The 23595-nt window shown below is 47.5% G+C and carries 18 protein-coding genes; all 18 read left to right on the top strand.

Annotated features, from left to right (window positions below):
• The first annotated feature begins 224 nt into the window (after window positions 1-224).
• From NGM62_RS13875 to NGM62_RS13790, 18 genes are read left to right on the top strand one after another with little or no spacing between them, the layout of a single operon-like run.
• Entirely contained in the window at window positions 225-779 is a 555-nt protein-coding gene (locus NGM62_RS13875) for a DUF4255 domain-containing protein (RefSeq protein ID WP_262248807.1), read from the top strand.
• A gap of 4 nt (window positions 780-783) precedes the next feature.
• Entirely contained in the window at window positions 784-1416 is a 633-nt protein-coding gene (locus tag NGM62_RS13870; RefSeq protein ID WP_262248806.1) for a hypothetical protein, read from the top strand.
• Window positions 1417-1462: 46 nt separating this feature from the next.
• Window positions 1463-2872 carry a phage tail sheath family protein gene (locus tag NGM62_RS13865; protein WP_262248804.1) on the top strand — a complete coding sequence of 470 codons (1410 nt, stop codon included), beginning with the start codon at window positions 1463-1465 and terminating at the stop codon, window positions 2870-2872.
• A gap of 46 nt (window positions 2873-2918) precedes the next feature.
• Window positions 2919-3353: a phage tail protein gene (locus tag NGM62_RS13860; RefSeq protein WP_262248803.1), complete on the top strand. Its 435-nt coding sequence runs from the start codon at window positions 2919-2921 to the stop codon at window positions 3351-3353.
• Complete coding sequence (locus NGM62_RS13855) at window positions 3353-3844, top strand: phage tail protein (protein ID WP_262248802.1); 492 nt, start codon at window positions 3353-3355, stop codon at window positions 3842-3844. Before NGM62_RS13860 ends, NGM62_RS13855 begins: the two co-directional genes overlap by 1 nt.
• A 30-nt stretch (window positions 3845-3874) precedes the next feature.
• Complete coding sequence (locus tag NGM62_RS13850; protein WP_262248800.1) at window positions 3875-4042, top strand: DUF5908 family protein; 168 nt, start codon at window positions 3875-3877, stop codon at window positions 4040-4042.
• Window positions 4042-4758, top strand: a complete 717-nt coding sequence (locus NGM62_RS13845) for a CIS tube protein (RefSeq protein ID WP_262248799.1) — start codon at window positions 4042-4044, stop codon at window positions 4756-4758. Before NGM62_RS13850 ends, NGM62_RS13845 begins: the two co-directional genes overlap by 1 nt.
• 6 nt (window positions 4759-4764) lie before the next feature.
• A complete protein-coding gene (gene vgrG / locus NGM62_RS13840) occupies window positions 4765-6513 on the top strand; it encodes a type VI secretion system tip protein VgrG (protein WP_262248797.1) in 1749 nt (582 codons plus the stop codon).
• A 6-nt stretch (window positions 6514-6519) separates the two neighbouring features.
• Window positions 6520-6804, top strand: coding sequence for a PAAR domain-containing protein (locus NGM62_RS13835; protein ID WP_315975871.1), 285 nt, complete (start codon window positions 6520-6522; stop codon window positions 6802-6804).
• Window positions 6805-6810: 6 nt separating this feature from the next.
• On the top strand, window positions 6811-7230 hold the full coding sequence (locus tag NGM62_RS13830; RefSeq protein ID WP_262248793.1) for a GPW/gp25 family protein: 420 nt from the start codon (window positions 6811-6813) through the stop codon (window positions 7228-7230).
• A gap of 3 nt (window positions 7231-7233) precedes the next feature.
• Window positions 7234-10767 carry a hypothetical protein gene (locus tag NGM62_RS13825; protein ID WP_262248792.1) on the top strand — a complete coding sequence of 1178 codons (3534 nt, stop codon included), beginning with the start codon at window positions 7234-7236 and terminating at the stop codon, window positions 10765-10767.
• Window positions 10764-13700, top strand: coding sequence for a hypothetical protein (locus NGM62_RS13820; RefSeq protein WP_262248791.1), 2937 nt, complete (start codon window positions 10764-10766; stop codon window positions 13698-13700). The genes NGM62_RS13825 and NGM62_RS13820 overlap by 4 nt, the downstream gene beginning before the upstream one ends.
• 2 nt (window positions 13701-13702) lie before the next feature.
• Window positions 13703-17290, top strand: coding sequence for a hypothetical protein (locus NGM62_RS13815; protein WP_262248790.1), 3588 nt, complete (start codon window positions 13703-13705; stop codon window positions 17288-17290).
• A gap of 15 nt (window positions 17291-17305) precedes the next feature.
• Window positions 17306-18709 (top strand): contractile injection system tape measure protein, encoded by a 1404-nt coding sequence (locus NGM62_RS13810; protein ID WP_262248788.1) that lies wholly within the window; start codon window positions 17306-17308, stop codon window positions 18707-18709.
• Between the two features lie 19 nt (window positions 18710-18728).
• A complete protein-coding gene (locus NGM62_RS13805) occupies window positions 18729-20342 on the top strand; it encodes an N-acetylmuramidase domain-containing protein (protein WP_262248786.1) in 1614 nt (537 codons plus the stop codon).
• Window positions 20343-20371: 29 nt separating this feature from the next.
• Window positions 20372-21697: an eCIS core domain-containing protein gene (locus tag NGM62_RS13800; RefSeq protein ID WP_262248784.1), complete on the top strand. Its 1326-nt coding sequence runs from the start codon at window positions 20372-20374 to the stop codon at window positions 21695-21697.
• 12 nt (window positions 21698-21709) lie between these two features.
• Window positions 21710-22345 carry a hypothetical protein gene (locus tag NGM62_RS13795; RefSeq protein WP_262248782.1) on the top strand — a complete coding sequence of 212 codons (636 nt, stop codon included), beginning with the start codon at window positions 21710-21712 and terminating at the stop codon, window positions 22343-22345.
• Window positions 22342-23595, top strand: a complete 1254-nt coding sequence (locus tag NGM62_RS13790) for an eCIS core domain-containing protein (RefSeq protein WP_262248781.1) — start codon at window positions 22342-22344, stop codon at window positions 23593-23595. Before NGM62_RS13795 ends, NGM62_RS13790 begins: the two co-directional genes overlap by 4 nt.

The following is a 23595-nucleotide window of genomic DNA, read 5'->3' as shown; positions in this document are numbered from 1 at the left end:
GCCAGAGCCGATGGTATTGCCGTAAAAGGCGTGAGAGTAGGTCGGTGCCCGGAATTAAAGAAACCCCAACAGTCAAAACTGAAGGGGTTTCCTTTTTTAATAGAACCCTTGCCTAAATCAATTTAACCAATAGTAAAATACACCAAAATAGGTATTGACCACGCCTTCAAGCCTTTCCATATTTGTTTTATCGATAATTAACTATCGATAAAACAAATACAGCGATGCTCTATTCAGCCATTGGAAATATCCAACGTATCCTCAACGATGATCTGTCCGCCACCGTATCAATCGCCAATATCGCGATGCTTGATATAGCAGACAATGACCAAAACGATGCGGACATCATCATTTCACTGGTAAACATTGAAGAAACAAGACTGGCTCGCAACCAGCAATATGTTGTCGAAGTCGATGGCAACTTGCTCGCTAAAAATCCACCGATACATCTTAACCTCTCGCTTTTATTCACTGCGCACGGAACCGGCTATGCCAATAACCTACAAAACCTACAAGAAGTAATCGCATTCTTTCAGAAATACCCCACCTTCACAGCAGCAGATATCCCGGGGCTTGCCGAGGACAGGATCGAAAGGCTAACAATAGAGATGGTGACCCTTAGCCTTGAGCAGTTACAGCAACTGTGGTCTATGTTAGGCGGGAAATATCGGCCATCGGTCCTATACAAAATGCGTATGCTGACCATTGATAGTATACTGGACAATCCCGTCCCCCCGGTCAGGCACATTCAAGCCCAATTCAAACAAAAAAACAGGTAACGCCATGGAAACAGTCACTATACGTTATGAGAAGCTCTTCTCCATCCTATTGGCCCATGCCGACTTTCCCGCCCTATCAATTGACGATAATCGGCTCTCGTTGCTCACAAATGAACTCAAAGTTGAAATCGATGCCCCTACCTCTACCCTATTTGAGCAACATGGTATTCAATACCGTTTCGAATACGATAGCCTGTCGTGTTTCGTCCGTGTAGCCACAAATAGCGATGTCCCCTTCTTTCCCTTACCTTCAGATTTCTCCGCCCGGTTCCTGTTCTCCGCTACCGGCACCCTGATCACTAAAATGGGGCTCCCTCCTTCTTTTGGTGGTGAGTATACATATCATCTTCGGGTAAAATTAAAAACCACAGCTTCCACTAGCAAGCTCTTAGACAGTCCGCTGACAACGGTCGAATCGGCTGTTCCGGACTTGATATTCCACGCGGCTCATGACGGTAACCCAAGCTACTGGGAACAATACCCTACACTCATAACCGGCTATTTAGCGGTTGTAGATATTGTGACAGAGGGGTCCAAGAAAAACAGGCTATTCAAACAAGAATCCACGCAGGCTCTCCATTATAGTGTATCGAACGGCAAATCGGACCAACACCTCTATCAAATTAATCTCAGTTGACGTGTGTATCAACAAATACAAATAATAACCCAAAAAACTTAAAGAGATGGCACAAACAGCAATCAAAACTCCGGGGGTATATGTAAACGAAATACCCTTATTCCCCCCTTCTGTGGCCCAAGTGGAAACTGCAATTCCAGCATTTATCGGGCATACTCAGAAAGCTGAAAACGAGCTCGGCGAATCACTGATGAATAAACCAACCAAAATATTCTCGCTGAAGGAATACGAGCAGTTTTTCGGGGGACCGGAAAACCAGTCCGACATCAAGGTCACCGTAAATCAAACAAAAGAAGGCACGGCTGTAACGGCTCTTTCTGCTAAGGCCGAACTACCGCCTGAGAAGGTATCAAAGTATAAAATGTTTTACAGTATAAGGTTATACTTTGCAAATGGTGGTGGCCCCTGCTATATCGTATCGGCTGCTCTAACCACCGCCAACATCACATCCGCGACACTTGAAGCGGGTTTAAACGCATTATCTACCGCCGATGAGCCGACCATTATCGTAATACCCGATGGGCTAGCCCTGGCGAAAGATAAATACTACGATTTAATGGGAAAAGCCATTGACCAATGTGTGTTACTTCAAGACCGGTTCACACTAGTAGATGTACACAACGAAGGCGCCAATGTAACGAGTACCATCAATACTTTCCGATCAGAATTTGCTAAAAATGACAATCTGAATTATGCTGCGGTTTACTATCCATACCTGAAAACTACGTTCGGATATACCTACGCCGATTCGGCAGTCAGTGTAGTGATCATAACAAACGAAGCCCCTGCCGGCGCCGTGAAGTTAGATACGTTGAAGACCTCACAGACCGCCATCTACAACCTCTGCGTAGACACCATTGAAAACAAATTAAGCCCAACATTGGCACCCTCCGCCGCGATGGCTGGTATCTATGCCCGTGTAGATGGGTCGCGGGGAGTTTGGAAAGCACCAGCCAATGTTTCGGTAAACTCGGTATACGAGCTGAGCACTAATATTTCGGATGTTGAACAAGGCTCCATGAATATCGATGCGACAACGGGAAAATCTGTCAACGCTATTCGATCATTCCAGGGTAAAGGTTTCTTAGTATGGGGTGCGCGCACCTTGGCGGGTAACGACAATGAATGGCGGTATGTCAATGTTCGTCGGTTGTTTATTACCGTTGAAGAATCGGCCAAAAAAGCAACAATGCAATTTGTATTTGAGCCGAATGACGCCAATACATGGGTAAAACTGCGTGCCATGCTTGAAAACTACCTAACACTACTATGGCGCCAAGGTGCGTTAGCCGGCAGCAAACCAGAGCATGCATTCTATGTTCGCTGTGGGCTGAACCAAACGATGACCGCACAAGATATTCTCGAAGGCAAATTGATTGTTGAAATCGGCATGGCAGCTGTGCGGCCGGCTGAGTTTATTATCCTTCGGTTCTCACACAAAATGCAAGAATCGTAATGCCTTCAGGCGTCGATTGATATTATATCCAAAAATCTGAAAGAAAATGGCAAATTATCCCCTACCCAAGTTCCATTTCCTCGTAGAGTGGGGTGGAGCAAAAATCGGCTTCAGCGAAGTCTCCGGACTGGATGTCACCATTGAACCCATAGAATACCGTGATGGGGCAAGTCCGGAATACCATAAAATCAAAATGCCGGGTTTGCAGAGCTTCTCCAACGTCACATTGAAACGTGGTATTTTCAAGGGCGACAATGAGTTTTACACGTGGTGGAATACCGTGGCGCTAAATACGATCGAGCGGCGCAGCATCATCATTTCGTTATTAAACGAAAACCACGAGCCCGTAGTGGTCTGGAAAATTAAAAACGCATGGCCGCTTAAAGTACAATCGACCGACTTGAGTTCCACCGGCAATGAAGTGGCGATTGAATCTATCGAGATTGCACATGAAGGATTGACCATTCAAAACGAAGGATAATGTTTTCCTATCCACCTGTCGGCTTTCACTTCGCTGTGACATTTGAGTTATTCCCTCAGACACCGAACGATTTCCGTTTTCAGGAGGTAAGCGGTTTAGAGATGCTGATGGAAATGGAGTCTGTGGTTGAGGGTGGTCAAAACCGCTTCACTTGGGAATTACCGGTCAAAGCCAAATACAGTGATTTGGTGTTAAAGCGAGGCATGTTCATCGGCTCAGGAATATTGATGTGGTGTAAAAACGCATTCGAGAATTTTGTATTCGACCCGGTAAATATCATGATTACACTCCTTAACGACCAGCATATACCTGTCCAAGCGTGGTACGTTGTCAACGCCATTCCCAAAAAGTGGTCGATATCGGCCTTCGATGCCGAGAAGAGTAGTATAGTGGTAGAAAGCATCACATTAAGCTATCAATATTTCAATATTATCGGCGTGGATTCATTGCTGACCGCTGCTGGAAACATAGCAGGATCGATTAGTATATGACTCGGCTTAGTATCTAAAAAAGTATGGATTATGCCCATCGAAATCAAAGAGCTTCATATCAAAGCCATAGTTGCCACTGAACAGGCCCATAGCGGTCCAGCGGCAGAAATAGCTAATATCACGAAACTGAAAAAAGAAATCTCGGAAGATGTACTTAGAAAAGTCTTGCGGCAACTCAAACAAAAAAACGAACGATAATGTTTGGTGATCTCACATCTGCTGAAAAGCTATATATCGAGCCATACTTAGACGCGGCGTTCGCAAGGAAGGCACCGGGCGAGAAATTCAGTGCGCTTATCAACCCTGCTACGTACACGTGTAAATATGAATTTGAATACGATGACACCCAAGCCGGCGGCAAATCATCAGTGAAGATGAAATTCAATAAAATCAAACCGCAGAAATTTACGTTTGATTTTTTGTTTGACAGTACTGGTGTCGTAAAAAATGCTTCCGTACTAAATGTCTCCGTGACCAACCCATTTGCTGAGCCCGCGTCAGTGGCAGAGCAAATAGAAGATTTCAAAAAGAAAATCATCGAGTTTAAAGGCGATACCCACCGCCCCTACTACCTTAAAATCCATTGGGGCACATTGCTTTTTAAGGGGGTACTGACTCAAATTGACATCGAGTACAAGGTGTTCACTCCGGATGGCACACCAATACGTGCAGTAGCAAAATGTTCCTTTACCGAAAGTATTGAAGATTCACTCCGGGAGGCGAAGGAAAACAGGCAGAGCGCTGATATCACGCATGAACGCGTCTTTACCGGAACAGAGCGCCTCGATCGTTTATCCACCGAAATCTATGGCCGCGACGAATACTACATCGCCATAGCGGCATTTAACAAATTAGATGGATTCCGCAAAATCAGACCCGGCACCACATTATTATTTCCACCATTAGAAAAGTAACTGACCATGTCTACAACCAACAATAACGATTTGGTAACCCATACCATTCTGGTTGGAAGCAGACCGACACTTACGGCCGCAGACGAGTTACCCCATACGCTCCACGTTGTAGAGATAGAAATAGACAGTTCGCTCAATAAGATTCCCACGGCAATACTCACCATTGCAGATGGCAATCCCTATGATCAGGATTTTGAAGTGAGTGGTAGTGGCCTGCTTGTGCCAGGAAAGTTTATCGAGGTGAAACTGGGGTACGATGGTGAAAATGCAACCGTATTCAAAGGCATCGTCACCTCAAATAGCCACCAAATACGTGACACACATTCGTCATTAGTTGTTACCTGCAAGCACGAGACCATTCGAATGACGATAGCCAGGAATAGCAGACACTACGCGGAGGTAAAAGATTCGGATATCGCGGAGCAATTACTCACCGCGAACGGCATCACGGATTACCGGGTAGCACCCACGGACGTTGTCCACGAGCAACTACTGCAAAACCAGGTCAGTGATTGGGACTTCATGATTACAAGATTGGACGTAAATGGCCTATATTATTCGGTTAGCGCTGGTGAAATTGTAATTGGAAGCCTCAACGAGGACACATCACCAATACTCACACTCACCTATGGACACAATATCGTGTCGTTCGATGCAACGGTCGATGCCCGTGTACAGACCTCGGGTGTGGTGGGGTACGCTTGGGACCACGCCAGTCAGGATGTCACGGAGCTCGAGGGATCAGGAGGATTATCAACGTATGCTGGATCGATGTCTATAGATGAACTTGCCGCAATCATGGGTAAGCAGCTTGAAATCCGCTTATCCGGATCGATGGAATCACATTCGCTCCAATTGCTTACAAACGCGAAGAAGACCAAACAGACGCTTTCAAAAATCAGGGGCAAAGTACAATTCCTAGGTGAATCTGTTGTTATACCGGGTGTATTCCTCTCGTTAGCCGGATTGGGCAATCAGTTCAACGGAAACGTCTTCGTTTCATCAGTGCACCATAGGTATGGCGAGGGAAACTGGATGACAGAAGCGACACTTGGATGGGATGACGGATTCTTTTCAGAAAAGCTATTTCCAGAGCACCCCGTCTCATTTACCGGCCAGTTTGTAGCCACACACGGACTGCATATAGGCGTGGTGACCGACATAATTGATCCCATGGGGCAAGGGCGCATCAAGATACGCTTACCGGTTATCGACACGGCAGACAGCGGGATTTACGCTCGGCTAGCCACATTGGATGCCGGGAGTAGTCGGGGGACCTTCTTTATGCCCGAAATCGGTGATGAAGTAATCGTAGGTTTTTTAGGTGATGATCCGAATTACCCGGTTGTGTTAGGCATGTTGCATAGTGGTGCAAAACCACCCCCTATCACTGCAGAAGAGGCCAATGACGAGAAAGGATATGTCTCTCGATCAGGAATATCCATTCTCATACACGATGCCGATAAACGTATTTCGATTGAAACACCCGGAGGACGAAAAATAGTGCTTGATGATACCCGGGGCTTATGTACGATTGAAGACCCCGCAGGTAATACGCTTCTGTTTGACGACAGCGGGGTCACACTATCTGCAGCAAAAGATCTGGTACTGAAGGCGACAACATCATTATCGATAACAGCTCCACAACTGGAGATTAAAGCAGATGCCACCGCCAAGCTTTCGGGCACCGGTTCGCTCAGCATCGAAAGCTCGGGGATTACCGAGGTGAAAGGTTCAATGGTAAAAATTAATTAACCCACTATGAGTTTGGCCGCGAGAATAAGTGATATGCATACCTGCCCGATGAGCAGCCCAAATCCACATGTCGGAGGTATAATATTGCCCCTGGGTTGCCCGACCGTATTAATAGCAGGGCTACCCGCGGCCCGCATGGGCGACCTATGTGCTTGCCCTGGGCCACCAAATGCAATCGTGAAAGGGTCTGCAACGGTATTAATCGGCGGACTCCCAGCTGCCCGGCTGGGAGATCCGACCGCACATGGAGGGGTTATAACCTCCGGTTGTGCAACGGTAATTATAGGATGATGAACCATGGATAAACTACATAAATCTTTCTTAGGGACCGGCTGGAGTTTCCCACCGCAGTTTGAAAACCAAACCGGCACAGTAAACATGATAAGCGGTATCGAGGATATTCGAAGCAGTCTGGAAATCTTACTTTCTACACGCCCCGGAGAGCGTGTGATGCTCCCCAGCTATGGGTGCCAGTTGGATGAATTGTTATTCGAGCCATTGACAACAACAATGAAAACCTACATAAAAGACCTCATACAGACAGCTATATTATATCATGAGCCCCGTATCGACGTAAATAAAATCGAATTGGTCGATACCGGAGAGCTGGAAGGACAAATCCTTGTCACGGTAGATTATACCATACGTGCCACCAACTCACGGTTCAACTATGTTTTCCCGTTTTATCTCCAAGAGAACACCAATGTAAAACGATAAGCCATGGCTTGTTCAGATAAAAATAGTTTGAGGCGTGAGGGAACGGCACAGCACGAAAGGCCGCTAGAAGCACTATCTCCCACCTTTGCCCAAGTGGATGAGCGGAATTTGGCACAGCTCCTGATGTTCATTCGGAATTATGCGGCCCACTTAACTTACATCGACAAAGAAAACAAGGCTCTTGGAACCTGGGAGCCCCTTATTCAGCGAGACCTCAGTGTTATTTTGGCTACCCTGGCATCCCTGGATCCCGTTGTATTCACCACCTATTACAAATCACTTGTAAAGCGTCTCCGTGTTGCTGTCAGGGCATCAGCAAAAGACGAGGCTAAACGATGCTTCAAATTCCTATTCGACCTGGTATATACCTTGGCCAAGACCGTGGATACGCAATGTGGGCTGATGGATAGCGACCTGGATTATCAACGGGAAATCCAGGACATCATCGCTTCGAGAATAGACAAGCCGGTAAGGGCGTTGTTAACTTTCCGTGCGGCAAATCCGAGCCTCCTGCCTACGTCGATTGTCACGGATCCGCTAGCACCACTGGCTACGCTGAATTCTTCTTTAGCAACGTATAAATTCGGCTATATCAGTGATGTGCCAGAAGAAACCCTGCTCAACCTGAGCGTTCCCGATGCAGATGAGCTTATGAAAATTAATTTCATAACCCATCACAACCTCTTCCAACAACAGGTAAGCGCAGTACTTACGGCCACCGCATTGGCTATACGGAAAGCAGGAATATTATTTGCAAGTTCCCTAGAAAACTACGATAAACACCAACCCCATATAGCCCTATTGCAAACTTTTCTAAAGTTATTCGGCCATGCACAATACGAATTGAACCAATACGGCAAAAAACATCTCGAATATTATTACCATGATGTGCTGCAACTAAAACAACGGCGGCCCGAGCCGGATAGTGCCCACCTTATCATCGGTTTGCATAAACAACTGGGCAACCACCTGCTGAAAACCGGAACCCTATTCAAGGGTGGGAAAGACAGCGATGGCAAACCGCTTACTTATCGCCTTTCGAAAGATGTATTACTCAATCAAGCGTCGGTGGTAAAGGTCCATTCGCTATACAAAGATAAGGGGCGGCTGTATGCAACCGAAGACAGCAATCAGGAGCCGGTATTTCTCTTTGGGGACGCCACTGTTCCGACTCCGTCGACTGGATTTGCAATCGCATCAAAACTTCTGTTCCTAAAAGGGGGAGAACGGACCATTACCGTCTCTATCCGGCTTAACAAAGCCTTGTCTAGAAACACGAAAACAGGTTCGAGCAACATCGCACTCAAAACCGAACTGACCGGCGAAAAAGGATGGTTAGAAAATCGCGTGAATGCAACTTATCGCCCAAAAGATGACATACTTAGGTTTTCTATTGCCTTAGACGGAGGGAAAGGGGTGATCCAACACTACGATGAAAAAATCCACCAGCGCAGTATCCACACTACCCTACCGCTATTAATGGTCTATTTCGACCAAGAAGCCTCTGGCATGAGCTATGACTCGTTAGCAGCATTGACCATCGATGAAATACAATTGAGCGTAGACGTACAAGGCTATAAATATGCGACGCTCAGTAATGACATCGGTTTACTTGATGGCAGCAAACCGTTTAAGCCGTTTGGAGACCTCCCCAACCGAGGCGCAGGGTTTTATATCGGCAGCGACGAGCTATTCCAAAAGCCATTGACATCATTGGCCTTGGCAACCGACCTGCCTGCTTTGTTTTCTGCCGACTACCTCTTCCGCGGACGTTGGCACCGACTACCCGTTGTTGCCGGCGACACCCACTATACAATGGACATACCGGGGCATCCCATCCAAGAAGCGGCAACCACGGGAGGTACAGGGCACGGCTACGGAGCAGGCAATCGAGATGGGTACATCAGATTATCGCTAAACAGTAACCGTTACTCGCTGTCGTCGTTCATGGACAGTCTAACGCAGAGTTTTAACGAGACCAAACTAATGAAAATTCTCCCGCAGGCGACAACCATCGTTAGAAGTCTACTTAAGTCTGACGCTGATGAGGCCGAAGTAAAAGAGATCTCCGCCAAAAAACTCGAAGTGGCCGATACACGCTCAGAAATGCTCGAGTCAGTTATCTCCGCCACTCAATTCGAGGGATTCAAAATGGTGAGAAGCTCGACGCCGACACCACCGGAGCTGGTTGTCGACAAGTTCGAGATAAATTATTCAGCCGCCGAAACGGTAACTTTCGGACAGCCAGACCACCATGCATTCTTCCACCTCCATCCGTTTGGTTATAAACAAATCGATGACAACAAGGGCATCCACGTCCTACCTACTATTTCAAACAATGGTGAGTTTTTCATCGGGCTTGCCGGCATCCAGTCGCCCAACACGGTGTCGTTACTCGTCGATGTTGTAGAAGGCAGTTCAAACCCGCTCAAACCGGTCGAAACGGTATACTGGTATTATCTCGATAGCGACAACAATTGGGTACTTTTCGAGAAAGGGATGTTGGTTGATGGCACAAAGCACCTCTCTCGCACTGGAATCGTCACCCTATCAATACCGGCAGATGCAACCCTCAACGGTACGCTAATGCCCGCTGGAATAATTTGGATAAAAACGGCTGTCCAAGGCGAGATTGATGCTATATGTCAATTGACCGCTATACGGGCGCAGGCCGCGCATGTCGAGTTGGTACAGGAAGGAGAAAAAGGCAATTATTTCAAAGATGTAAGGCCCAAAGGAACGATTTCGAAACTGGTAGTGAGTGACGGGGCGATAAAGCAAATCGAGCAGCCATCAGATTCATTTGGTGGGCGGCCCCTTGAGTCGGCCGATCAGTTCTATTCCCGCACCAGTGAGCTGCTTCGTCATAAACAAAGAGCTATCACCATGTGGGATTATGAACATTTAGTGCTAGCGCAGTTTCCCTCGATCTACAAAGTAAAGTGTATAAACCGGGCAGGCTTCATCGAAGACCGTGGATCAACCGTATTCTGCGAAAATTATCCCGGCCATATAACTATAGTCACTATTCCGGATTTGAGTAAGTCCTCCCACGCAAATCCCTTACGCCCCTATACACCGATCGGGACCTTGGTAGCTATTGCCGAATACTTAGAAAATCTTAAAAACCCATTTACCACGTTGCACGTTCGAAATCCACAATTCGAGGAAATCCAACTCGAATTCAATGTGGCTTTCATGCCAGGAAAGGATGAGGCATATCACCTTACCCTACTAAATGACGATATCGAGCGTTTCCTTTGCCCTTGGGCATTCGATACGTCCGCATCGGTATCATTTGGTGGCAAAGTACACAAAAGTACCCTCATCAATTTTATTGAAGAACGCCCCTATGTGGATGTGCTCAGCGCATTCAAAATGCATCATATTATCCGCGACGAACACACCGCTATTAAGGCAGCCAATTACGATATCGACGAAGTAACAGCCACCTCATCCCGGTCCATATTGGTTTCGTATGCCGATGAGAGATCCCGGCATTTGATCCGTGTAACATCAAAATGTGAGTGTGTATGAAAAATTATACCATACCAGAAAGGCAGCAGTTGCCCCCCGCACTCAATTATGAGTTCTTGCGTGGCGAGGGGTTGAAGCATATCGAACAATTAGCCAGCAGTCTTTGGACCGATTACAATGCGCACGATCCGGGAATCACCATATTGGAAGCATTATGTTATGCGATTACGGAACTTGGCTACAGGTCCTCCTTTGAAATGAAGCATCTGCTGCATGGTTCCACCGACCAAGTGCTGTATCCGGCAAGGCAGATATTGACCAACCACCCCTTCACGATTTCAGATTACCGTAAGCTATTGTTAGATATCGAGGGCATACATAACGCTTGGCTCTCCCCTACCAAACAGCAAGAAGTTCCTCTGTTCTTTGATCTGCAGAATAAAGTGCTTCAGGTGGAGCCATCCGACAAGGAAATCACGCTCAATGGCCTATACGACGTGATTTTAGACTTTGAAAATGATGATACGTACGGCGACCTGAACACCGGCGATGTGGAATTAACCAGCCCAGGAGGCGATTTTGTGGTAAAATTCGAATTACCATCATATGGCCAAGTACCGCCCCATATCATAACCGACACGTTCACATCCGTTTCTATACGCCAGGCCCCTGATCCTGAACAATATGAACTCGTTTTCACCAAGGAGGACGGAAATACCGTTACCGTCCCCTTTGGGATGACCGTCACCTTACAGCCCCCAACTGGAAAAATAATGCCGGCACAGCTTGGTCTGCTGTTGGAAGATGCGGCATATGTACAGCAGATCGCAGACACATTTTTACAGAAACTACATGTCATCGATGGCATTTTTAAGCGAGTGGTCAAACAGCTTCACGCACACCGGAACTTATGCGAAGACTTCTTTTCGATAAAACAGGTAGCATACGAAGAAATCGCTTTTTGCATGGATGTCGATGTGCTCCCTGATACAGATATTGAGCGCGTACAAGCCGAAATGTTCTTTGCAATTGAGAGGTATCTAAATCCTTCGGTCAATTTCTATTCACTAAAAGAATTGCTCGACAGAGGTTGGGAAATACCCGATATCTACAATGGCACAGCACTGAACAATGGGTTCATCGATCCTGAAGAATTAGAACGCACCCAATTACAAACCCAGCTGTATGCATCGGATATCATCAACTTGCTGATGGATATAGACGGTGTTGCTGCAATTAGAAATCTGTTAATGACAAAATACGGAGCGGACGGAAAGCCGGTTGATGGTTTTGTCGGCCGAGATTGGTGTATGGCCATTAGCCCAAACCATAAACCCATATTAAGTAGCTCACAATCCAAAATCCTACTTTTTAAAAATGGTTACCCGTTCCGTGCGCGTATAAAAGAAGTGAGCGACATCCTGGCGATAACGAGGGCCCAGTATTCCATGGGGAGACGCAAGGGTTACGACATAGAAATCAATGTCGATGCCGGTACATCACGCGATACGCTCAGCTTTTGGCCTGTACAATACGACTTGCCCGCCGTATATGGTGTAGGTGAGTCGGGCTTGCCACCTCACGCTGACGCCACACGCAAAGCCCAGCAGCAGCAATTGAGGGGGTATCTGCTTTTCTTTGAGCAGCTGCTAGCAGACTTCCTTGCTCAGCTAACCAATGCAAAACGTCTATTTTCTATAGAGGAACTCGAGCAGACTTACTTTGCACAGTACCTCGACAGCATTAAAGATACCGAAGGTTTACTATCGGCCGACTTGAAAGATGCAATTGATCTGGGGCCCATGAGCCCCAAATGGCAAGCGCTATATGAAAACCAAACACAATGCAATGAGCGGAGAAACCGCTTCTTAGACCATCTGTTAGCCCGATTCGCCGAGTCTTTCAATGATTTCGCATTACTCCGCTACCAAATCAACTATGATGAACAAACAGTAGAGCACATTGCCTCCGATGAGCTTATTGCTGCAAAAACACAGGTGCTAAAACAATACCCTGAACTTAGCGCAAACCGCTCGAAAGCATTTAACTACTGCCCGCAAACCGAAGAATTTACGTTAGCTGCGGACCAGCTTTGGGGTGCAGATAATATCTCGGGATTGGAAAAAAAGGTTGGGGCTCTCGCGGGTATACAAAACCTAACCCGCAGGTTTCTATACTGCATCAAGCAAGTGGACATCCTATGCGAAGAAGAGCCCCTAGATGGGGGAGTTCGGTGTATGCATCGTTTTGAATTGAGATCACGCGATGGGGTAGTATTGACATCGTCGAAATTTGCCACCAAGGAAGATGCGGAGACAGCACTTGCTAAGGTAATCAGCTCAGCTGAGATAACTGATAATTACCATTTCGAGGATGGTAAAATTGTATTACGGGCTGATGGTGAAAGCGTGGCGGAGACGCCAAAAATGTTTGAAAATACCGAAGAAGCTACAGGAACCATTGAAGCACTGGCTGCCGAATTTGCCGAGGGTTGCGGTGACCCCGAAGGGCTCCACCTTATCGAGCATATCTTACTACGTCCTCGGACACCTGCGTTCAAATTGATGGACCTGTGCGAAATCGACACAGATTGTCAATGTGAACTCGATCCTTATTCATTCCGTGTGTCGGTGATACTTCCGTATTGGCCTGACCATTTCGACCACCTCTCTTTCAGAAGCTACGTAGAAAACAAGTTTCAAGAGGAAGCCCCCGCACATGTCCAAATCAAAGTTTGCTGGATCAACAATGAACAACTCCGGCAATTTGAAACCAATTACCGGGTTTGGATAACAGCACTTGCCAGCTACGTTCAAAACAAAGGCGATGATCCATCGGAATTACAAGCTTCCAACGATGGCCTTCTGGCTCTACTACCGCAATTAAAGAACGTGTATCCGCAGGCGACCCTGCACAACTGTGCCGAAAGTAATATCGAAAACAACCCCGTCATGCTGGGTAGAACAATATTAGGAACTTATTTAAATCAATGACCATGAATAAGATTGAGTCATATCCCATTTTTGAGGCCGATCAAGTATTGACCAACAACCACCTAAACGATACGGTGAATTACTTGGAACGGCAAAGCCGGTTATCCAGGGTACGACTGATAGGCAACGGCATCGTTTGCGGACTGGAAATCACCGTTACCGACGATGGCATCACAATCGGCGACGGCTACGGAATCACCTCCCAAGGTTATCTCATTGAGCATTGCCACCAGCTATATACAAGCTATACCGATTACCTATCTCCGGAAATCCCAAATAGCTTGAACTTGATTACCGGGTGCCATGATGAGTTGAAAGCGCTTCCTTATTATGGGGTAGAGGGTATCTTCGAATTGCTTCCCCCCAACTCGGCAAACACCAACAAAAAGGACCTCTCCTCGTTAAAAACAAACGAATACGCCGTGGTGTTAATGCTGGAAGCCAAGCAGGTGCACCTTAAAAATTGCGACACAAATGATTGTAATAACAAAGGGGGACGGCTCGACTTCGAAATTAAACCCCTGCTGGTCCATACCAGCCTACTGGACGGCAACGATGAGTCGCCATTTAACACCCTGCTGTTGAAGCGGTACGGTGTGCCTACAGGCAAATCATTAGAAAATGGTGAGCAAATACTACAGGCATTTTACGACATCGTGGACAACGATACGCTTAATAAACTGGGAGAGAACTTGCGTTGGTGTTGGAACCGATATGCCGGTATGCTCGGGCTTTCGGCCCCTAACCCATTCGAGAAACTCGACCTGAGAACCATCCGAGATACATTCAGTCACCAACATGGCAATGCACACTATATCCAGTACTTCTACGACTTCATCGATGACCTGATTAAAGCGTACCGCGAGTTCGCTGATAAAGCACGTATTTTTTCGGGCACCTGTAGCAGTACAGAGCACGCTTTTCCACTGCACATCGCTCTTGGTTTGGCATCCGAAAGTACGCTTTTCGGTCATTGGGATGACTACCGACAATATTTTGTTCCAGTACATTACCTTTACGGGCAGCAGAACATCAAGGAGGAAGTCAAGCTATTATTGCAACGACTAAGATACATGGTGGGGGAGTTTGATGGCTCACTGATGTCCGTAAGCCGGCAGCTACGGATCATGCCCAACTACATCGGAAACCAGCCGCTCTCCGACCGCTGCATTCCATTTTATTACAGGCATGAGAGTCTAGGCATGTGGTGGAGCCCAGAACATCAACGGAACCAGTACCATCCGCATGAGGATGAAAATGCCCTGCTGTATGATATCGAGCCATTCAACGCATTTCGAATCGAGGGCCATGTTGGCAAACATTATTCAACAGCATTATCGGAAATTATAACCAAACGGGATACATATAACCTTCCTTTCGATGTGGTTGCACTGAGCGCTGTCGAATTGGAACGGATTACCAATGGCAATGAGGTAACCTGTAACATACTCGATTTAGAGTCGAGCTACAATGTACTGATTGCCGGGCTGCTATGCCGCGTCGAACAGATTCTGGCTTACGTAGGTAATCTACGGCCAAAACGGGATAATGTCATCGGCGACATAGTAATTGCCGATACCATTAAGGTTGATAAGGCCACTTCCCTATCTACATTTTCAAAACGGGTAGCCACCATCAGAAAAGAAGTATTGGCACAAAAGCAGGTGGCCACGCAGACAACGGAAAAAGTGAACTATATCGATAAAATTATCAACCGAGACTCGGACAATAGCGAAACCAGGCTTATGGATTTTGTAGCTAAAGATATCAATACGTTTCTCATTACCGATAGAAAGCGCTTTGAATACATTTTGCCGAAGCCTGATATGCTTCTCGTATTTCTACAGCAACTCAATTCAATTTTCGCCTATCTTTTTGAAAACAACCTTCAGGAATTCGAAGTAGATGCATATAACGCATTATGGGATAAATACCAATCGACGGTCGACACGATCATCGAGGCATCCGCAAAGTCGGAAAATGAGGACTTGAAAGACTTTTTTGACCCAAAGAATAACAACGTATTATTTAACTGCACCAATGAAGAGCTATATGCCATCAAGGAAGAATACAACAAACGCTTGGTGCGATACCAAGAGGTGGTGACGTTTGCCAAATATTTTGAGAAGCACAAAGGGCTCGAACACAAGGCCGGCGTACCCAAAGGCGGAACATTTGTACTTGTATACCAGCCATCGCCTGCCCGCTATTCACCCATCATACCCGAAAAGGGCCTCCAGTTAATCGCCCAACCTGCGGGAACCAGCCTGGCTACCGCAACAGCTAAACCCCTAGCAACATCCACCAAGTTACTCGCAGTCAACCAAAAGGTATATGCTGACGCGGTTAACCTCATCGAGCAGCTAAAACTAGGCGCAGAGGCCACGAAAGTATTAGATGCGTTGAGACGACGGGGAGAAGAGGAGAAACAAAATAGCCAGCTACCCGGCGGTGTGGTAATTGCCGATTTCTATGTTCCTTATCTGTGTAAAAGCAACTGCCCCCCTATCGCCTACGTATTCCCCGTTCCGCAAAGCGAGGTTCCGGATCCGGATAAGCCCGACGAAAACGAACCCACCGTGACTATCGAGCCGACCATATTTTGTGCAGAAGACGACAACAAATACCCTATAAAGACCAGTCCCGAAGGAGGGAAATTAACGATAAACAATAAAGAAAGTGCTCCAACAGTGACCCCCGCAACGCTTGGAGAAGGTGTGTTTACAGTAAAATATGAGTTGCCGTCGGGGGATGCTGCAGAGACACAGTTCTCCATACAAGCGAAAGCAGATGCAGCTTTCGAGCTGGCAAAAGCAGACTATTCGGCGCGTGAGCAAAATTGGCAATTAACCCTGAGGGCCACCGCGCCAAGCGCTACCACATCAAAATCCCAATGGCACTTGGATAGCAAACCAATCGCTGAGAATGAAGTGGAGATAACCCCGGTATTAACACCTAACAATCCCAAAGCAGCCATTTCTCATACGGTAGACAGTGGCGCATGTGGGACCGCAGAATACACCCTAACTTTCATCCGGGATGAACAGACCCGAACAATACCTGCCGAAATAGAATCGTTCAGTATCCCAATAAATGCTTCGGGCCCCATTAATTTAATAACGGCGCCAAAAGGCGTAAAGGTCAATACGAAGGAATTGCTTATCCCCCCCGCACAGCTGCTGAAAGAAGGCATAAAAAGCGGTATCATCGTATTTTACTACCCCGAAGGCCAGCAGATTACATTGGCGGTACTCACTTTCACCCTGGGAACAGCAGCCTTTGAAGTAGCGATTGGCATTCCAGCCATCAATCCTGTACTGACAAGACGCATTCCGGCCACGACAGCTGTCAGCATCACACTAAAGGCCCTATCTGATGGGGGTATCTCAACATGGACTATCAATGGCAAAACCACCGAGCCAACCGCCACTATTCCTATAAAGGAATTTGAGCGACTTAATGAACTAGTGATCACCCACAAAATCACATTTGGCGATAATGCGCGGGCTATCACAAAGACATTCAAGCAGCCCATCGATGCACTGAAGAGACAGCTGGATGCGGGGAAGGGAAAAATCACTGTGGAATAAGTTGAATAAGAGGCCATGCACCAGACGCCCCATATTATCCATCGACAGTTGGTCGAAGTCGTGTTTGAAAAGCCCGGCGAAACGTTTGGCATGCAAGAGCGATTGGCCGAAACATTCCATCAACGGATAGAGCCCGCACTGAATGAGGTATTCGATGAATTTGAAGACAAGTTGCCCGACGGGATAATGGTTCCAGCATTATCGGTCGACTGCGGCATATTGCATAATGCCAATTGGGAAGAAGAGCTTGTAATAAGCCTATGCGACAAAATACGGGATGAACTACGCCGCTACGGGGCTGTACAAGGCGACAAATCGAAGCAGTACGATTGGAATGAGGAGTTTTTCCATTTTTTACGTACGGGGAGACCCCAATGGGACAGTCAGAAAAAACATCCCGCTGATTATGAAGGCATGCTGGTGCTGGATACACTTCTCTTAGACACGCTTACCATCGCACTGCAGACGTCCACTGACGTCCTAACACGTTTATTGCATTATTGTACCACTGGTTTTATCGTCCGTTTAGCAAGATTGCTTGTAGCAAACCGCGTTCCCCCAGAAGTAAAGGCTTACTTGACTTTTTTAGAACAAGCCGGTGTAGCAGAGGACACGTGGTCTACCGCTATCATCGGCACTTACCATGCCGTCTATTGTCAATCCACCACATCCGACCGTTCGGCTGAGCAATTTATCACGGGCTTAACCGAAAGGATATGGCCGACGACAAACAAGTCACAACAAGCAAAAATCAAAGAACAAATCAAGCAATATACGGGCGGGAAAGGGGCGGCGATTACCGGGGAACAAACCATGGCGGAATCAAGGCCGGCGACTGAATCGCCCCAAGTACGGGACGTCCATGCCACGGAAAAGGAAACAGATACGGTAGCTGATATTGTCAACCAGCCCGAAACCTCGTATTATATAAGCAATGCCGGCCTTGTGCTTACCTATCCGTTCATCGTACCTTTATTGCAGCGAAACGGCTTACTGGACGATACCAATCGGCTTCTGCCAGCAGACAAAGGCAAAGCCGCAGTCTTGCTCCAGCACCTGATAAACGAGTCACCCGTCACCGATGAGGGTGAGCTATTGTTGAATAAAATCCTGGTAGGCTTGCAACCAATATCATTTGTAGACCCCGCAGTGTTCGAATACTCTACATTGGTACAACATCAATGTGAAGATGTGCTGCATGCAGTTATCGAACATTGGACCACTTTGCGAAACACAAGCGTGGCAGGACTTCGTAATACCTTTCTGGTACGGGACGGAAAACTTACGACACGAACGACAGGTTGGCTATTACAAGTTGACTCCCATGGGGTCGACGTACTTTTGTCGAGCCTACCGTGGCCCCTCGGTATTATCAAACTACCCTGGATGGAAAACATATTGCATGTGGAATGGGCATAACAACTAAAAAAACCAACAGATGAAACTACTAAAAATCAATAGTCATGGTGATGCGGTTGAACTACTTCAGGAATTGCTCAATGAGTATGGTTACAGATTAGTAATCAATGGGGTGTTTGATAATGCAACCGAGCAAGCGGTGCGCTCGTTCCAAACGCAACATGATCTGGTGAGTGATGGTATTGTCTATACCAAAACATGGACCAAGCTAATCAATGGTGTGCCCATTGACATGAGCAAGATGGAAGAAAAGTACCTGAAAGAATCGGATATACGGGATTTGGCCAATTCAATCGGTGTTGATGCCGCAACTATCAAGGCCGTAAACGAGGTAGAGAGCCGTGGTAGGGGATTCGACGCCGACGGCAACCCCAAGATCCTATTCGAGGGCCACGTGTTCTGGAAGGAGCTCGAAAACCGCGGTATAAACCCAGCCGCCTATGCGGCTAACCACGCAGACATCCTTTACAAAAAGTGGACTAAAGCGCATTATAAAGGCGGCATCGCAGAATACGACCGGCTAACGAGAGCCATCAACCTAATTCCAAATAACAGCAAGGTAGCCGAAGCGGCGTATGCTTCGGCATCGTGGGGGTTATTCCAAATTATGGGCTATCATTACAAGGCACTGGGATACGATTCAGTGATTGAGTTCGTGGGCGATATGCAATTGAACGAAGGGAAGCAACTGCAAGCATTTGGTAAGTTCTTAAAAAGCAACCAGCTCATAGATTACCTCAAAAACAAACAATGGGCGGAATTCGCCAGGCACTACAACGGCCCCGGATACGCAACAAACCATTACGACCGCAAACTCAAAGAAGCCTATCAACGGCATGTGGCAGTCGAGAACCAGCTAGCTCCAAAAACAACACGGACATTGATAAAGAAAGGCAGCACAGGAGTTCTGGTCGGCGAATTGCAAGCCATATTGAATGAGTTGGATTATGCAATACCCCAAACGGGGGTTTTTGACACGGCGACGGATCGGGCGGTTAAAGCGTTCCAGGCATCGCATTTAGATAAGCACCAGCAGCCGCTATCGGTTGATGGCGTGGTGGGCCAGCTGACCTGGTGGGCCTTGGAAAACCCACGGCCCCGGGTAACGGATGGCGTCATCGAATACCACATTTTACCTCCCGTTGAATATGGCGAAAGCCAGCTCGGGCGCGCAGCCCTCCGGGTAGCTATCGGTGAGCTTAAAGCAGGGGCAGGCGAAGTTGGCGGTAATAACAAGGGTCCTTGGGTACGTAAGTACTTGGAACCTGCCGGTTTGCCGGAGGGCAACCCTTGGTGCGCGGCTTTCATCAGCTGGTGTTTTCTGCAAGCCGTGGGCGGCGATCGGCGGGAAATGCCTTTCCATTACTCGGCAGGTGCCCGCGACATTTTCAATCAGCTAAAAAATAAAGGCTGGAGCTACACGGGCGAATCCAGCAAACAGCCCACACCGGGAGACATCGTGTGCTGGTGGCGTACATCGCTTGCCTCAGGCAATGGGCACATCGGACTTGTACACCACTGTAAAGACGGGTTCCTTTATACCATTGAAGGTAATAAGGCAGCCAACGTGGCTGGATTCTCGTATGTGAAAACAAGGATGGATAAACTACTTGGCTTTGCCCGTGTAAGTTAGTGACTAATTGGTAATTCAAATCGAAAACCATGTTCTCGTCAAAAAGCATTTCTGTATATACAGCCCGAAAGGATCATAGCGGTACCACCTTCTTTCAACCCAAGCTGAAAGTAAACCAACCTGGTGATAAGTATGAGGTAGAGGCGGATACCATGGCCGATCGGGTAATGCGGATGACTGTGCAACGCAAATGCAAGCAATGCGATGAGGAAGAACAGCAGATCCACCGGCAAGAAGTGGATACTTCTGTTCCCAACCGATATGGTGATTTTGAAAATTACGTGTCCAAACTCGGAGGCCACGGTAGGGCACTTTCGGCAAGCGAAAGAGACTTTTTTGAGCCACGTTTCAATCGTGACTTTTCGGAAGTTCGTATCCATACCGACTCGCGTGCCGCGGAATCCGCAAAACAAATCAATGCAAGGGCCTACACCGCTGGTCGCAACATCGTATTTAACGACGGGCAGTACCAGCCCCATACCGAACAAGGCAAACGGTTGCTGGCACACGAGTTGACACATGTGGTGCAACAAGGTGAGGGGGTAAACCAGATTCAGCGCTCACCGGGTTCTCCTGCCGGAGGGTGTGGTCTCTGCTATGGCAATACACGTGCAGTGGGCCAAGCCGCACATAACATCATCCAAGCCGCAATGTTACTACGCTACCCATTTCTGATTGCTGAGCAACAGTTGCTTCCCAGCACAGGTGACGAAAATGGCTTTTTAGATCTGGCATATTTCCATGGAGACAACGAAGTCACTATCGGCGAGATCAAACCGGCCAACGCACAGGGACTGTTACAAGGAGATATCGATTTGATATGGTACGAAACGCAGCTCGCAGGTTTAGGGTTCAACGTGCATCGTATGCGCCTGCCACCTCCAATGGCTTCCCTGCTCTTCCCCACATTAGCACCACCGGGGTGTTTAAGCCACCAACAGCTCTTTGTGGACCCGCCCGTCCAAGGGATATATACCTATTTCTGTGAGCCGGACTATTCGGTGCTTATCAGAAGCTGCGACTGTCGGCGAGGGAGGCGAGAACGCGTGCCGGAGCGGGTACCGGAACCACAACCGGTCCCTGTAGCGGAGAGAAACCTTTGGGAACGAATTAAAGGGTTCGTTGAAGAACTTATTGAAAGCGGACAGGATATCGGACAGGCTATCGATACTTTCCTTCGTGCGAATCGCGACCTCATCAACCTCATACTGGCGGCGGGTATAGCGGGTCTGATCGCAACAATAGGGGAAGATATCCTTACGGCGGGCGCTGGGATCGCCGACGATTTGGTGACGATACCAATTTTTGCTCAGATGATACGAATTGCTTGGCGTCTGAGGGCATTGGCTATTTAAATACACACGATAATGACTACTTGGAATCAACTCACAGACGGCCTGCAACTGCATGAAATATTACTCTTCGTATTGGGGAGCCTATTGTTTCTGGTCTTACTCATCTTACTCGTGCTTTATGCCCAAAGAAGGCAAAAACTTAATATTTTGCTGCCGTTTTTCATAATACCTGTAGTTATGATTGGCTGGTCATCCATTGCCAAGATACAATTCAACGAGGCTGGCCTGGCATTAGAAAAGACCTTACGCGAGTATGAGACCAACCCGAAAGATACAGCGACCCGGGAGTTACTGCAAGCCAATGTAACCGAATTGGAGACGAAAGGCGTAAAGGACCCCAAAACCTTGATGAACCTTGCAAGGGCAAACTATCTATTAGGTAAGGACCAGCACGCCCTGCAGACTATTGATAAAATCCCGGAATCAGAAAAGGTAATTTTAGGGGCCGATAAACTAAAAGCCACTATTTTCATAACCCAAGACATCGAGCGCAAATTGCAACAGGCGGAACAGGCCCCCACAGCCGACAATTTGGAAATCCTGCGTATATCCAAAGACCAGTTGCTTAATAAGGCCGCAAATAACGTGCGCCTACACCACTATGTAAAGAAGTCTGATTCATTAATCAACAAAAACGATAAACAATGAATATCGAGACACGCATGACGGCCAACAAGGTCGATCAAAAAACTATCATAAGCTCCCAGACCAGCAAAGGAGTGTTTTTCCAACCAAAACTTGCAATCAACCCTGCGGACGACCGGTATGAGCACGAAGCCGACACTATGGCGGACCATGTGATGCGGGCAACATTGCAACGTAAATGCAAGCACTGCGAGGAAGAAGAAAAACGGATACAACGCAAAGCGAATAACACAGTTGCGTCACAGACAAGCGCTGACTTTGAGCGTTATGTTACGAGTTTAAGAGGAAAGGGCAAGCCACTATCGGCAGATGAACGCAATTTTTTTGAACCCCGTTTCAATCGAGATTTTTCGGATGTGCGTATCCACACGGATACTTATGCCAATCAATCGGCCCAGCACATCAATGCGCTGGCGTACACAACCGGCAGGGATATCGTGTTTAATCGAGGACAGTACCAGCCGGCCTCCGAAAGCGGCAGACGGTTAATAGCACATGAACTGACACACGTAGTGCAGCAAGGAGGTGCTAGCGATACTGTGCAACGGCAGGTCGCCAACCCCCAGATCGAGCGAAGGTTTGGACTAGGTATGCGCAACCGGTTTGGCTTATACGATGCCGAATTGAATCGAGCCATCAATACCCTAACGCTGCAGATGCGTATTAAGTTTGATTTTACAGGTGCGTGGGCCTCCGCCCAAGACCAACAAGACTGGATTACCAATTTTATAAGTCATGTACAGAATCGGTGGAGTTACCGATTTTATTTGGTTCCCGAGGGTATTTGCCTGAATGCCCACGATACTTTCTTCGCACGCGTGAATGTCGAAGCCGTTACGAGCGGACAGCATTATACTGTAGAAGTAGGTGCTAGCCCGGGGACAAGCAGCGCCAACTCACGGGCCAGGACGGCAAGCCTGGATGCCTTCGATAATGATGTGCGCACACGTACCGATTTAGGGCAACATTTCGAACAGCGGGCATCGGAGCACGAATTTGGCCATATGTTGGGGATACCACATATCGAGTGCGATCCCACTACCGGTGTCTGCCCGGCGGGCGACCAATATGGCGACACGGTCGGCGAGCGGGGCGATGTCATGGGTGCTGGGTGGATTGTTTCAGCACGTGACTATACACCCTTTACCACAGCAATGTACTATTTCACCGGTTGCAACTGGCGTGCTTCACATACGATGGTATACCCCATTGGTGATTACCCCGCACCTGACACGGCTTCTCACTTGGCTTAG

Source organism: Parapedobacter soli, from assembly GCF_025460835.1.
GTDB classification, from domain to species: domain Bacteria; phylum Bacteroidota; class Bacteroidia; order Sphingobacteriales; family Sphingobacteriaceae; genus Parapedobacter; species Parapedobacter soli.
Note: the sequence above shows the minus strand (reverse complement) of the source record. Positions and strands in the feature narration are given on the sequence as shown.

What these genes read in the sequence shown, in the direction of transcription:
- NGM62_RS13825 (WP_262248792.1), top strand. Translation starts at nt 7,234, where the DNA reads ATGGCTTGTTCAGATAAAAATAGTTTGAGGCGTGAGGGAACGGCACAG.
- NGM62_RS13790 (WP_262248781.1), top strand. Translation starts at nt 22,342, where the DNA reads ATGAATATCGAGACACGCATGACGGCCAACAAGGTCGATCAAAAAACT.
- NGM62_RS13810 (WP_262248788.1), top strand. Translation starts at nt 17,306, where the DNA reads ATGCACCAGACGCCCCATATTATCCATCGACAGTTGGTCGAAGTCGTG.
- NGM62_RS13820 (WP_262248791.1), top strand. Translation starts at nt 10,764, where the DNA reads ATGAAAAATTATACCATACCAGAAAGGCAGCAGTTGCCCCCCGCACTC.
- NGM62_RS13835 (WP_315975871.1), top strand. Translation starts at nt 6,520, where the DNA reads ATGAGTTTGGCCGCGAGAATAAGTGATATGCATACCTGCCCGATGAGC.
- NGM62_RS13795 (WP_262248782.1), top strand. Translation starts at nt 21,710, where the DNA reads ATGACTACTTGGAATCAACTCACAGACGGCCTGCAACTGCATGAAATA.
- NGM62_RS13815 (WP_262248790.1), top strand. Translation starts at nt 13,703, where the DNA reads ATGAATAAGATTGAGTCATATCCCATTTTTGAGGCCGATCAAGTATTG.
- NGM62_RS13875 (WP_262248807.1), top strand. Translation starts at nt 225, where the DNA reads ATGCTCTATTCAGCCATTGGAAATATCCAACGTATCCTCAACGATGAT.
- NGM62_RS13860 (WP_262248803.1), top strand. Translation starts at nt 2,919, where the DNA reads ATGGCAAATTATCCCCTACCCAAGTTCCATTTCCTCGTAGAGTGGGGT.
- NGM62_RS13855 (WP_262248802.1), top strand. Translation starts at nt 3,353, where the DNA reads ATGTTTTCCTATCCACCTGTCGGCTTTCACTTCGCTGTGACATTTGAG.
- vgrG (WP_262248797.1), top strand. Translation starts at nt 4,765, where the DNA reads ATGTCTACAACCAACAATAACGATTTGGTAACCCATACCATTCTGGTT.
- NGM62_RS13800 (WP_262248784.1), top strand. Translation starts at nt 20,372, where the DNA reads ATGTTCTCGTCAAAAAGCATTTCTGTATATACAGCCCGAAAGGATCAT.
- NGM62_RS13805 (WP_262248786.1), top strand. Translation starts at nt 18,729, where the DNA reads ATGAAACTACTAAAAATCAATAGTCATGGTGATGCGGTTGAACTACTT.
- NGM62_RS13830 (WP_262248793.1), top strand. Translation starts at nt 6,811, where the DNA reads ATGGATAAACTACATAAATCTTTCTTAGGGACCGGCTGGAGTTTCCCA.
- NGM62_RS13845 (WP_262248799.1), top strand. Translation starts at nt 4,042, where the DNA reads ATGTTTGGTGATCTCACATCTGCTGAAAAGCTATATATCGAGCCATAC.
- NGM62_RS13870 (WP_262248806.1), top strand. Translation starts at nt 784, where the DNA reads ATGGAAACAGTCACTATACGTTATGAGAAGCTCTTCTCCATCCTATTG.
- NGM62_RS13850 (WP_262248800.1), top strand. Translation starts at nt 3,875, where the DNA reads ATGCCCATCGAAATCAAAGAGCTTCATATCAAAGCCATAGTTGCCACT.
- NGM62_RS13865 (WP_262248804.1), top strand. Translation starts at nt 1,463, where the DNA reads ATGGCACAAACAGCAATCAAAACTCCGGGGGTATATGTAAACGAAATA.